11 protein-coding genes are annotated in these 12,676 nt (G+C 59.4%); 4 read left to right on the top strand and 7 right to left on the bottom strand.

Going from position 1 to position 12,676, the window contains the following annotated elements; genetic code table 11:
* Nucleotides 1–18: 18 nt before the first annotated feature.
* Nucleotides 19–1,014, bottom strand: coding sequence for a GlxA family transcriptional regulator (locus tag HU742_RS15595; protein ID WP_186643289.1), 996 nt, complete (start codon nt 1,012–1,014; stop codon nt 19–21).
* 151 nt (nt 1,015–1,165) lie between these two features.
* Here HU742_RS15595 and HU742_RS15600 point away from each other — a divergent pair, with 151 nt between their 5' ends.
* On the top strand, nt 1,166–2,056 hold the full coding sequence (locus tag HU742_RS15600) for an MBL fold metallo-hydrolase (RefSeq protein ID WP_186643334.1): 891 nt from the start codon (nt 1,166–1,168) through the stop codon (nt 2,054–2,056).
* A gap of 61 nt (nt 2,057–2,117) precedes the next feature.
* On the opposite strand, the gene HU742_RS15605 is transcribed toward HU742_RS15600, so the two are convergent.
* Nucleotides 2,118–2,561 carry a PaaI family thioesterase gene (locus HU742_RS15605; protein ID WP_186643288.1) on the bottom strand — a complete coding sequence of 148 codons (444 nt, stop codon included), beginning with the start codon at nt 2,559–2,561 and terminating at the stop codon, nt 2,118–2,120.
* 156 nt (nt 2,562–2,717) lie between these two features.
* On the bottom strand, nt 2,718–3,446 hold the full coding sequence (locus tag HU742_RS15610; RefSeq protein ID WP_186643287.1) for a hypothetical protein: 729 nt from the start codon (nt 3,444–3,446) through the stop codon (nt 2,718–2,720).
* A 252-nt stretch (nt 3,447–3,698) separates the two neighbouring features.
* Between HU742_RS15610 and HU742_RS15615 the strand changes: the two genes are divergently transcribed.
* Entirely contained in the window at nt 3,699–5,876 is a 2,178-nt protein-coding gene (locus HU742_RS15615) for a TonB-dependent siderophore receptor (protein WP_186643286.1), read from the top strand.
* A gap of 78 nt (nt 5,877–5,954) precedes the next feature.
* Here HU742_RS15615 and HU742_RS15620 read toward each other — a convergent pair whose 3' ends face one another.
* Nucleotides 5,955–6,209, bottom strand: a complete 255-nt coding sequence (locus tag HU742_RS15620) for a colicin E3-like toxin immunity protein (RefSeq protein ID WP_186643285.1) — start codon at nt 6,207–6,209, stop codon at nt 5,955–5,957.
* Nucleotides 6,210–6,216: 7 nt separating this feature from the next.
* Nucleotides 6,217–7,443, bottom strand: a complete 1,227-nt coding sequence (locus HU742_RS15625; protein WP_367616100.1) for a colicin E3/pyocin S6 family cytotoxin — start codon at nt 7,441–7,443, stop codon at nt 6,217–6,219.
* A gap of 279 nt (nt 7,444–7,722) precedes the next feature.
* On the opposite strand from HU742_RS15625, the gene HU742_RS15630 reads away from it, so the two are divergent.
* Complete coding sequence (locus HU742_RS15630) at nt 7,723–8,661, top strand: hypothetical protein (protein ID WP_186641302.1); 939 nt, start codon at nt 7,723–7,725, stop codon at nt 8,659–8,661.
* Between the two features lie 9 nt (nt 8,662–8,670).
* On the opposite strand, the gene HU742_RS15635 is transcribed toward HU742_RS15630, so the two are convergent.
* Entirely contained in the window at nt 8,671–9,726 is a 1,056-nt protein-coding gene (locus HU742_RS15635; protein WP_186643283.1) for an alpha/beta hydrolase family protein, read from the bottom strand.
* 221 nt (nt 9,727–9,947) lie between these two features.
* Nucleotides 9,948–10,706, bottom strand: coding sequence for a gamma-glutamyl-gamma-aminobutyrate hydrolase family protein (locus HU742_RS15640; protein ID WP_186641306.1), 759 nt, complete (start codon nt 10,704–10,706; stop codon nt 9,948–9,950).
* 162 nt (nt 10,707–10,868) lie between these two features.
* Here HU742_RS15640 and HU742_RS15645 point away from each other — a divergent pair, with 162 nt between their 5' ends.
* A complete protein-coding gene (locus tag HU742_RS15645) occupies nt 10,869–12,635 on the top strand; it encodes a S8/S53 family peptidase (protein WP_186643282.1) in 1,767 nt (588 codons plus the stop codon).
* Nucleotides 12,636–12,676: the final 41 nt, after the last annotated feature.

Below are 12,676 nucleotides of genomic sequence, written 5' to 3' on the forward strand. Positions count from 1 at the left end.
TAGGCAAATACGTGGCGCTCAGGTGTCCGCTTTTGGGCGACCGCTAGCCTTGCGCCCCACCCCAAGACAAAACATCTTTCGATAATCAGAAGGCGACGTTCCCAGATGCATCCCAAAATGCTGCCTCAATGACAATGACGTCCCGAATCCCACCTCCCCTGCGATGCATTCAATAGACAACTCAGTCGTTTCCAGCAACGCCTGCGCTCTAGCCACTCGTTCTGCGGTCACCCATTTGGATACGGTTGTGCCAGTCGTTTCCTTGAACCGACGGGTAAAAGTCCGCCTGCTCATTTTCGCCATCCCGGCCAGAACGTCGAGGGAGAGGTCGCTGGACAGGTTCATGCGGGCCCATGTCAGGACGTCGGACAGATGCGTTTCGCCAGGTAATTGCGGCACCGGATGCTCAACATACTGCGCTTGGCCTCCGGGCCTGTGGGGTGGTGTCACGAGCATTTTCGCGGTGCGATTCGCCACGTCCGCGCCGAGTCGCTCGCGTACCAGGTGCAGGCAGCAATCGATTGCCGCGACGGTTCCGGCGGACGTCACGATGTTATCGGCGCTGACGTAAAGCACCTCGGGTTTGAATCGAACCTTGGGAAAACGTTGCGCAAATTCGTCACGGACGGCCCAGTGGGTGGTTGCCTCCTTTCCATCGAGCAGCCCGGCATCGCCGAGGACGAACGCTCCCAAACACAATCCGACGATGAGCTTGCCTTGCGCGTTGGCGAGCTGCAGCGCTTCCACGAGTTGGGGCGATGCGATGAGGGATTGATCGCCCCACGCGGGGATGATGATGACGTCGCAGGCTTCCATCAGTTCCAGGCCGAGGCTTATCGCCAGGCCGACGCCTTGGTCGGTACTGACCATCCCGGGCAGTTCTGCGCAGTAATTGATTTCATACCGGGGCTCATCGGGCGCGGATTGGACGGTTCCCAATACCATTCCGGGCACGGAAAGGTGGAAAAGGCTGACGCCTTCAAAAGCTAGAACGGCAACGCGTATGGGGAGCATCAGGCAGCCTCAGTTCGCCCCGCAGGGCTCAAGCCGAACAACGTTGATCAGTTGGCCCGATTATATCGAATTATGTCATTTGGGCCACTGTTGGCCCCGGAGGCATTCGGCAAGAATGGATGCCTCGATGCAACCAACAGGATTGATTCCCATGAAACTCATAACTTTACCGCTTGCCTTCAGCATTGCTTGTGCCGTCGCCGCTACACCGTCCTTTGCCAGTTCAAACGCGCCCAAGGCGCCTGACGCCTCCCATAAGTTGGATCTGCAGCAGGTTCGTAACGCCACGGTGAAAATCACTTACGGTGGTACCACGTTCTTGATTGATCCGATGCTGGCAAAAAAAGGCGCCTACCCGGGTTTTGAAAATACTTATCGAAGCAACCTTCGCAATCCCCTGGTTGATCTGACGGAATCGCCAGAGAAAGTTATCGCCGGGGTCGACGCTGTCATCGTCACCCATACGCACCTTGATCACTGGGACGATGCCGCGCAAAAAGCGCTGCCTAAAGACATTCCGTTGTTCGCCCAGCATGAAGAAGATGCGCAGCTGATCCGTTCCCAGGGTTTCAAGAACGTACGCGTGCTGACGGATGAAGCGGAGTTCGGCGGCGTCAAAATCACCAAGACCGGCGGCCAGCATGGCACCGACGAAATGTACGCTGTACCTGCACTCGCAAAACCGCTAGGCAAAGCCATGGGCGTGGTTTTCCAGGCGCCGGGCTACAAGACTCTCTACCTGGCCGGTGACACGATCTGGCGTAAAGAGGTCGACCAGGCCATCAACCAATACCACCCGGAAGTTATCGTGCTCAATGCCGGCAAGGCAAAAATGGCGGGGTTCGACGGCTCGATCATCATGGGTGAGGAAGATGTGCTTCGCGCTTCAAAGGCCGCGAAAAACGCGCAGATAGTCGCGGTGCACATGGACGCAATCAACCATATGTCCCTGACGCGTGAAGAGTTGCGCGCCTACGTCAAGAAGCAAGGGATTGAGGGTCGTGTAGACATTCCGGAAGATGGGGCTTCGCTGGAGTTCTAAAAATCGAAAAGGGACGGGTCTATTTGGCAAGTAAATCCGTCCGCTTTTCCGAATAGCGATTTCACGCTTTCAAGGGAATATTACGCATAGTAACCAAGGCGGTGGCGCAGAGTGTTTCCTTACCTTGTTTTACGGCAAACAAATCGGCGGCCGCAACCGTGGTGCTATTCGATGCGTTGATGACCCTCCCCCTGGCTAGGAGCTTCTCGCCGTCAGCCGGGGCTATTAATTTGACGGTGAAATCCGTAGTCATATTTATCCAGCCCGGCGGCAGCAGGGTCCCAGCGGCCGATCCCCCCGCAAAATCGGCCAATGCTCCGACGATGCCACCTTGAAAATAGCCATTATGCTGGGTGAGCTCTCTGCGCGCCGGCTGTTCGATTTCACAATGACCCGGCTTCAAATAATTGTAATGAAACCCCAATAGCTTTGCCGCCGGCATAGTAAGTACTGCGCCTTGTACGTGCTTATCAAAGTCAGGATTGCTTGCAGCGAAATCTTCCATGGCGTTAATCCTTCAAATAATGACCAGGCCTTTTATTTCGACGCGCAACCTATAACGCTCCTTGGGCGATAAGTCCAAGGCGTTGCGAAATGAATAAGGCAGCTGAATGTCCGTTGATAGGAAATCTGTTCCCGAAAATCCCAATGCAATTGACACTCACGCCTGCGCCGAAAATCGCTCCGCAGCCCGCCTCTCAAACATCGCCTGCTCCGTCTCCCGCGTCGCCCGCTCGCCCTTGTACGCCAGCTGATTGAAAAACAATCCGTCCGAATATTCCTGTATGGACACCGACCCACGGTCTTTCAGCAGCGGGGCCAGATCGATCGTGTTGGCGAAGTTTTCCTTGGTCAGGCTGTAGAGGCCCAGGTAGCTGCCGGACCATGGCGAGTCTGCGTCGACCAAGTCGATGGAGGCGTCGCGGACTGCGATGGCGGCGGCTTTCAGGTCCTTCGAGTCGTTGAGCAAGTCGGTCAGCCGCTGGATATCGGAGGTGCTGAGCTGGCCGGCGCTGTTGAGGACTTTCAGGCTGCCATCGGCTTCGACGGTGAAGCCGTATTTCTTGCCAGCCAAGTCTGGATGGGTCGCCGAAAGCGTGGATTGAAAATCCTCGAACGAGAATTTCAGCGTACTCGTCGCGCCTTTGAGAATCTCGGCGTATCGAGGAAAGTCCGGTGATTGGGATCGACCGACCCAGGTCTCGATCACCACGGGCATTGGCATCGTCGCCTGGGCTTCTTCGCTGGGATGGAAGATGGCCGCTGGGCTTGCGTTGGACAGGGCTAGTTTTGCCGCGTCTGTCGGCGCCTGGGTCACGAGCGGTTGCTCGGAGCGCGTCAGGTTGGTGTTGGCGGGTGGGATATAAGCGGAGCTGACGGAAAGTACCATTTCATCGGTCCATGATTGGGGGATTCAGAAGGTTATCGACGGCAACGGATCCAACTTTAGGAATCGCTCCATTTCGCCTGTTGCAGCTGCGATTCGCTAAATGGCCCCGTCATCCCGCGCCGCACCGACTAAATATGCTCCGCCCCTCTGCACCAATGCTCCCAGAGCGTTTCAAGCTTTATCCCTCAGACAAATCCTGCGAAACTTAAACGCTAATCGTTCTCAACATTATTAGCACCTCAGGATTCGCTCATGCCGACTTGCACCACCGCGCCGCTTCATTTCATCCCTGCCCGCGATCTTTTGGCCATGGCTATCTGCATGGCCACCCTCGCCCCCGCCTACGCCGAGGACAGCAGCGCCAACCCGCAGAATGCGCAACCGGTCACGCTGGAACTGGGCGCGACTGAGGTCACCGGCAATCAACTTTGGACTACCACGGAAGGCACCGAGTCCTACACCACTGGCGCGATGTCGACAGCAACCAAGCTGCCGCTGACGATGCGTGAAACCCCACAAGCCGTCACTGTCATCACGCGCCAACGCATGGACGATCAGGCGATGACCGACATCAACGACGTGGTGGCTGCGACGCCCGGATTGTTCCTGGATTTTTCCGGTGGCCCTGGCCGGCAGACCTACAAGGCGCGCGGTTTTGATATTGATAACCTGATGTATGACGGCATCCCGACGGGCTACGACGGCTATTCCGCCGGCTCCCAGCCTAACCTGGCGATGTTTGATCGGGTCGAGATCGTGCGCGGTGCCACCGGTCTGGTGACGGGCGCGGGCAACCCATCGGCGGCGATCAATCTGGTTCGCAAGCGGCCACTGGCCGAGCAGAAACTCACCTTGACCGGTGCGGCCGGCAGTTGGGACGACTACCGTGGCGAGGTCGATGCCTCCAGCCCGCTCAACGACAGTGGCACGCTGCGCGGCCGGGTCGTGACGTCTTACCGCGACGCCAACAGCTTCATCGATAATGTCGAAGAGGATCACGGCCTGTTTTATGCGGTCACCGAAGCAGACCTGAGCGAAGACACCACCCTGACCCTGGGTTTTTCCCATCAGAAGGACAAGACCAATCACTTCTGGGGCGCCTCGATGATCGGCCAGGACGGCCATCACTTGGACCTGCCGCGTTCTTACAATCCGGGCACCGATTGGGAGAACAAGGATCAGGAGATCAATACGGTATTCGCCGAGGTCCGTCATCGCCTGGCCAACGACTGGAACCTTCAGGTCAACGCCAACTATTCCGAACAGGACGCATTGTTTTCCGGCTCCTACCAATCGCGCTGGGTCAACAACACATTGGCCCGCACGGTCTACCAAGCGACCTACGATGAAAACCAGGCCGGCGTGGATGCCTTTGCCAGCGGGCCCTTCGAGGCGTTCGGGCGTACGCATGAACTGGTAGTGGGCGCCAGCAAGCGCATCAAGGACAAGACTACCCACAACTACAGCCCGTACAACCTCAATTGGCCGATCAACGCGGGTAAACCGGACTTCGTCCACACCAACAACCAGCGCGACGTGACCACTCAGGACGGTGTCTACATCACCACTCGCCTGAGCTTGGCCGACCCTTTGAAGTTGATTCTCGGCGGACGCCTGGACTGGTACGAATACGATAACCGTGATGGCGACGGCGACTTCAAAGTCACTCGCAACGTCACCCGTTACGCGGGTTTGATCTACGATGTGGACGACCATCATTCGGTCTACGTGAGCTACAGCGACATCTTCACGCCGCAGACCGAAAAGGACATCTCTGCCAGCCCGCTCAAGCCAATCATCGGCAAGAACTACGAGATCGGCATCAAGGGTGAGTACTTTGACGGCACGCTCAATGCGAGCCTGGCGGTGTTCCGCATCGACCAGGAAAACCGCGCCGTGTCGATCGTCACGGGAAACTGCCCCCAGGCAACCTGTAGTGAAGCCTCCGGCGAGATCCGCAGCCAAGGCATCGACTTCGAACTGCAGGGCGCCTTGACCGAAAACTGGCAGGTCGGCGGTGGCTATACCTACGCGCGAACCCACACCATCAAGGACGCCGCCAACCCGCAGAAGGTCAACAAGCAGTTCGACCCCGACGTGCCTGAGCATCTGTTCAAGCTGACCACCACCTACAAGTTCCAGGGCCCGCTGGAAAAACTGCGCGTAGGCGGCAACATCTCTTGGCAGAGCCGCCTGTACAACGACATTAAGCTGGCAGATGGCAGCCAACACCGCCTCGAACAGGGCAGCTACGCGGTGACGGACTTAATGGCCGGGTACAGGGTCAGCGAGAACCTGGATTTGCAGGTCAATGCCAACAATATCTTTGACCGCCGTTACTACTCGGCGATTGCCACGTCCGCGGATTATGGAGGGGATTCCTATGGCAATCCGCGGAATATGATGTTGACTGCTAAGTACAGTTTCTAGCGGGCGGCTGGCTTGGCAGGGTTGGTTAGTTCCGATTTTGCCAAGCCTTCGCTGCATCAAGGCTTACCCATTCCCAAGTTACCAACTGTCTCGGTAATCGAAGGCTATTTGATAGTCATAGCGCCCCCAATCAATCGAGTGCTGAAAATGTGGTTGAAGGATTGCTACCCAGTCCACGAGGACATCGAATCCACCATTATTTATATTGTTTTCGAATGGAATACCTAAAGCCTCAACGACAGCGCCGTCGTCACCTAAATCTTCTGAGTACTCCTCCCCCTCGAAAGATTCGGTTTGCTTGCTATACCACTCAAGTCTCAGTTTGAGTCCCATTTGATCCTCACAAGTATTTTTTTATGCTGCGGTTTTTTTTGGCGCCATCGGTCTGCTCGCCAGTAATAGGATCGAATGCCCCTAGATGGCTTCCATCACTCGAGCGATAAGCTTCCAGTTCACCATGTGAAGCGTCCCATTCGTAGATTGTTCTGCCTTTCACATCAAACCAGCGATCCCGTAAGCCTCCACCTCCTTGCATGGGAGTCTTCTTTTTACCCCTCTTCAAGCCAGGAAAGCCTGTAATTTCATGTGTTTTCGGAGCGGGATGATAGCTATGTCCGCTCTCGGCTAGCCCCTTTCGGCGAACACCCAAAACCACATAAACCGGCCGAACCCCAGAATCCGCCGGAAACACCAGGATGAAATCCTTGTACTCCGGCGGATAGATCGGGTTGACGATGATGCTGTCTGCCACTGGCGTCGGCGGGTAGATCCAGATATGCGGGGCTTGGGGCGCGGCCTCCAGGGCGGGGATGCCGAGGGTGTCGGAGGGGTCGATGGCCGGGGTCCAGATCAGTTCGATGCCGTCGCCTAGGTCGGCGACGTATTGGTCGGCGCGAGGCGTGAATTGGACGACGTCGACCATTTCCCAGTCGCGGTTCTGCCCGGTGTAGAAGCCATAGCCCTTGAGGCTGCCGTCGGCCTGTTGCTCGATAGTCAGGCGCATGCGGCTGCGGGCCTGCTTGAGGTTGCGCAGTTGTTCTTCGCTGTAGAGGGCGCTGTCGCCCAGGCTGGACGGCCAGAGCAAGGCAACGATGCCGGTCAACAGTGCCGCGCCGACCGTGCCGCCAACTGCTCCAGTCGTTGCCACAGCGGAGCCGCTTAGCGCGAGTCTGCCCAAGGTAACGGGGATTGCACTTGCGCCGATCTGCTTGAGGGGAATGGTTCCTGCAGCGTCGGGGCTTCTACCGCCCAGCCACGTCAGCTCACCGTACTGCTTGACCAGGTCCGGCGGGATGTAACCGTTGGGGTGGCTGTAATCAATGATCCCGTTGGGTAACGCGCAGCTTTTGGCGAATACGGACCCGATAGTGACGAGGGGCTTTTTATCCACCTTGGCCCAGCGTTCTTGCTCATAGGCGGCTTGGCGGGCAAGCATGGCTTCATGACCGCGTTGGAGCGCTTCGTACTCGGCCACTTCGCTGGAGGTCATGTCTCGATAGGAAGCGGTGTGCCCTTCGCCGGAACGTGGGTTACGGATCCTGGGCAGGTCTTTTGGGCGTGTGGTCACGAGTCGCGAATCTCATCCTGAAAATCCAGGACGGACGCTAACGCAGGCAATAAAACCGGCGATGTAGGAGGTTTCCTTTACTACTAGCTCCGTTTTCATCAAGCGTTGTAGGGCCGGGAATCAGCGCTCAAGACTCGCCGGCGAAAACACGGCCTGCCCCACACGAACATGGCCGGCATGCGGTATCCTGCGTTGCGTAAAACACCATCGCGGCCCGCGGCACGCAATTGCTGTTCACGGCCTTACAAGCAGCCTTAAAGGTTGCTCCAGGATGTCTGCATGTTGATAGGTCATCGGTTCGAACGCACCGCGCGGGATGACCTGCACATCCACTCGATTAACCGGGTGCAGAGCGGGTTCGTGCTGCTGACAAGCGCGATGGCTTTGATCTTTCCAGTGGCGGCCGTCCTGGCGATTGCCACAGCAGATTCGCCACTGGCGAGTGTGGACCCGCTGGCTTCACTTCTGACCGTGCTCGGGCTGCTATTGATTCCTGCCGCTGGCCTGCTCCTACTGATTTACTCCGGCACCCACGAGACCTTGCTGTTATCGCGCCTGGACGCTGAAGGCAAACGCCGCACCCGAAATTTTTTCGGACGTCGCGAGCGAGTGCATTCGGTGTTCAGGATCGATGCCGCCAAATACCTCGAACTTCGCCGCCGCCCCGAGGCCGAGCCAGCCCGCACCCAGTTATGGCTGGTGCTGCGCGATGGCACCGAGCATCGCCTGACGACCGACAACGTTCCGGTAACGCCGGGACGCAAACACACCGACATGTGGTTGAACGAACTGGCCGACTATTTGAAGGTGACAGTCCCCACCGAAGTGGTCATGGGTTCGGCGACCGGCGCGCCGGCTGCCTATAGGCCAGCTCCAACCCCCGCGAAGATCGCCAGGCAGCGCAAAACAAAGACACCCATGCCTTGCGCTGATACGAGTGATCGACTAGGCATCCCCGCACGCGCCCTCCTCGCCTTGCTTGGCACCTTCCTCGCAGTGTTCGAGCTGACCCGGATCATCGCATTGATGAGCGCGCTGTTTACCGGGCGACTGCGCATCGGCATCTCCCGCCCGACGACCTTCTACTGGACCGAGCAACCGATGGCCTTCTCATTCCACGTGCTGATCGGCATAGCCGAGTTGCTGGTTATTGGCGTCATCGCCTGGGGTTGCCTGCGCGTGGCGATCCAGGGGCGGATGAAATCCGATCCTGGATGACGAGCACGCTTACCGACTGCCCTCTTCCACGCCCGGCGACTGCGCCAAAAACTCCGCTATCAGCGACACGACCTGCTGTTGAATCACCTCACGAGCACGACCGTTGTCGCCGTCCCGGCAGATGATGCCATCGCCCGGCACTTCCTCCTCTAGCATTTCCTGCGCGCCAGGTTTGCACCGCGACATGAAGCTGAAATGGCTGGCATCGCTGATCTCCACGTAACGGCTGGATGCCGCCGGCAAGCGTTTGGCGAGGTTGGCCGATTCCAGCTCGGCGGGAAGCTCGTGCGAGGGCACGCCCGCCGCGATCACCAGAGCGGGCACCGGCAATGCGGCGAGGCTTTTGTCGGTCATGCCCCGGGAAAGGCCCAGGTCCAGCGTCACCACGGCAGTGACGCGTTTATCGCGCCAATCGGCGGCCAGTGCGGCCCGTGATTCCGGAGTGCTCGCCGGGTTTATCTGGTCGTAGACGGTGCAACTGGATAACTGCGAATGGGCTTTGCAATCCTGGGCGAAGCGGTCGGGATCGAAACGAGCACCGGCAATCTCCAGGGCAGTCCAGCCGCCAAGCGAATGGCCCACGACTGCAATTCGGCCATTGGCGACCTGGCCAAATTTTTCCGGTTGGGTCGTGATCCCATCAATGGCGCGGCGCAGGTCAATGGGTCGCTGCCAAAGCTGCGCCGCTGCCTGAGGGCTGCGGTCATGGGTGGTGGTGCCTGGATGATTGACGGCGGCGACGATATAGCCCTTATGAGCCAAGGCGCTCGCCAGCCAGGCCTGGTTGCTCCAGTTCCCTCGGTATCCGTGGGAAAGCAGTACCAGTGGATGCTCGCCAGCTGAAGGCGGCGCGTCCTGAACGGCAGAAGCACCGACAAACACCGCGTTATCGGCGATCAGTTGCGGGGCGGCTGCAGTTGCGCTCGGGTACCAGACAACCATCTCCAGGGGACGGTCGTTGGGGGAACCCGACAGGGTGAAAGCGCGGAAGCCGATAGGGTTTTCGCCAGCGAGCGCGGGCGAGGCCAGGCACGCCAACAACAAAGCGCCAAAAGCAATTTTCAATGTCGTTCTTCCTTGATCGGATCAGCAGAAATCTGCGTGAGCATTAAAGCCCACTTTCGGATCGCCGTGGCTGTTGCTCAGAAAACTTAATTCATCCCTCAGACCCGCCACGGCGCAATAGGCGACCCGGAGTAGATCAGATGCACCGCGCGCGCAGTGCATCAGCGCCACTGCGCAGAGAGCTTCGCATCGGCAAACACCTGCTCGCCGGTGGTAACCCGCTAACTGCGTCTAGCGTCTTTCTCCGCCCGCGCCCGACACGCCTCCCCAAACGCGCGAAAAATCGCCCGGTAATCGGCGTTCTCCATCACCTCCCATTCCGGATGCCATTGCACGCCCAAGGCAAACGCTCGACTGCCTTCTACCGAAAGCCCCTCGACCAATCCGTCCTCCGCCACGGCCTCGATGCGCAAGCCCTGCCCCACCCGCGCGATGCCTTGGCCGTGGACGGAGTTGACTTCAATTACGTCCTTGAGGCCCAACCGCGTCAGCACGCCACCCGGCCGCACCGTCAGGGCATGCGTGCGGGCGTACTGTTCCTGGACGGGTTCGTTGCTCGGGGGTTCGTGATCGGCGCCTGGGCCGTCGAGTTGCTGATGGAGCGTGCCACCGAAGGCGACGTTCATTTCCTGGAAGCCCCGGCAGATTCCGAGTACCGGCAAGCCGGCTTCGACAGCGGCGCGCCAGAGCGGCAGCGCCAGGTTGTCGCGGGCCGGGTCGTGCTCGGTGCCCGGTGGGCTGGGCGGGCCGCCGTATTGATGGGGTTCGATATTGGAAGGCGATCCGGTGAACAGCAGCCCATCCAGGCTGGCGATAATCTGGGCCGGGTCAAGCAACGCTGGGAACACCGGCAGGATGACAGGCAGCCCTTCAGCTGCGGTGGCGACGGCCTCGGCGTATTTGTCGTTGCTGAGTTGGACGGTGTGCGGACCGATTTTGCCTGAACAGGCGATGACTCCGATCATGGGTGGACGAGACATGGGACTCCCTGACCGTTTAGGTCTCAGACGTTTATGAATCCGATCGTGGCGCGGGTTCGGTTGTTCCATTTCGATGACGACCACCATGGATCGATCCCAGGGCTGAACGAAGCTCGCGACACAACGGTCGGAACAGCAATCCCCGGCAAAGAAACCTCACTCATGCGCTTACGATCCGCCGCCTTCGTCACGTTGTTCACCCTGTCCGCCAGCACGTTTGCAGTGGCACAAGAACCGTTGCGCCTGGAAAGCCTGAAGCGCTGCGGCGACCTGCTCGAAAGCCAGCACCAGGAATGGTGCCTCACCGCGCGCGGGCTGGGTGACGCAACGCCGCAACTGAAACTGGGTGAAAAAACGATCCCCGCCGAGAGTATCCAACGTGAAGGACAGAACCTGCGCGTGCGCTTGGACAGCGCCGATTACCAGAGCGGCCCACTCTGGCTAGAAGAGGGTCCGCGCGCCAGCAATGCCGTCTGGTTGACCCTGCGCAACAGCCACGTGCTGGCCGCCGGGCCGAATGAAGTGGCGAAGAACATGGACGGGCTGACCACGTACGTGGATCTGGTCAGCGTGCTGATCGAGGAAAGCCACGATGGCCGCCAGGAGGCTGAGCGCCTGGCGGGTAAGTACGGGGCGAAAGTGGTCGGGGGCATCGCGCCGCTGAACGTCTATCAGCTGCGCCTGCCGGCCAAGGACTTGGTAGAGCGTGATGCGCTGGTGCTGCGCCTGGGCGGCGAGACCAGTGTCGATGCGGTGGTGATCGAGGAATCCGCAGCCGAAGAGGCCGAGCAAGCGCCCGCCCAGCCCGAGGAACCGAAAAAACCGGATCAGGACTCTGATGAATGGTCCGCGAACCGCTTCCTCGACGCCGTGCATTATTACCAGCGGCGCGTCCCCGGTCAGCAGGCGCCGATCCGAGCGCAGCCGGTGCGCATCGGTTTGATCGAGCGCGACGTGGATTTCGACACGGCGGATTTCGCCGATTACCTCGGTGCCTGTTCGGTGCCGCGCACCTGCGTCTATGCCCGCGACGCGGACAAGCCGGACAACCATGGTACGACCGTCGCCGGCATTCTCGCCGCACGCTGGAACGACGGCGGCAATACCGGTTTCCTCCGTGGCCTGGACAAGGCCAGCGGCGGTTTCGAAGTAATCGTCGAGCGTAACTCCGATGCCGGTATTACCGCCAACATCGCGGCCTCGGTCAACCTCGTCGAAGACGGCGTGCGTGTGCTCAATTGGAGCTGGGGCATTCACCGCGTTGGCGCCAAGGACGTCAAGGGCGATGACGTGGATTCGCTGTTGCGTTCGGGCATCGCCATGGGCGGCTACGAAGAACTGCTGGAGGAATTTTTCCTGTGGCTGCGCAAGGAGCATCCCGACGTCGTGGTGGTGAATTCCGCCGGCAACGGCTCATCATTCTCCGGCACCGACGAGTACCGCCTGCCCTCCTCGTTCATCACCGAGCAACTGCTGGTGGTCGGCGGGCACCAGCGCAGCGAACGCGCCGGGGTGGCCGTCGACGACCCAGGCTATGCGGTCAAGCGCAACTCCTCGAACATCGACATGCGCGTCGACATCACCGCCGCCGCGTGCACCCATGCCTCGACGGTCAATGCCGGCCAGGACGGCGCGGTGCATTGCGGCACGTCCTACGCCACGCCGATGGTCACGGGCTTGTTGGCCGCGATGCTGTCGATCAATCCGCAACTTCATCCCGAGCAACTGCGCATGCTCCTGCGCCGCAGCGCCATGACCATCGGCGACAATCACGACTTCGAGCAAATGGATGGCGAAGACCTCACCGCGCCCATCTTGCCGTCGGAGCGCAACTACCAGCTTAACGATAAGGACGTCGGCCGTTCGGCGCGGCTGGACATGCAAAAGGCCTTGGACCTGTCAGTGCAGAGTCGCAGCCGGGTGCGTTGAGGCGGCAACTGGCGGTATGATCCGCCCTACATGACTTTCGC

Source organism: Pseudomonas marvdashtae (assembly GCF_014268655.2).
Lineage (GTDB): Bacteria > Pseudomonadota > Gammaproteobacteria > Pseudomonadales > Pseudomonadaceae > Aquipseudomonas > Aquipseudomonas marvdashtae.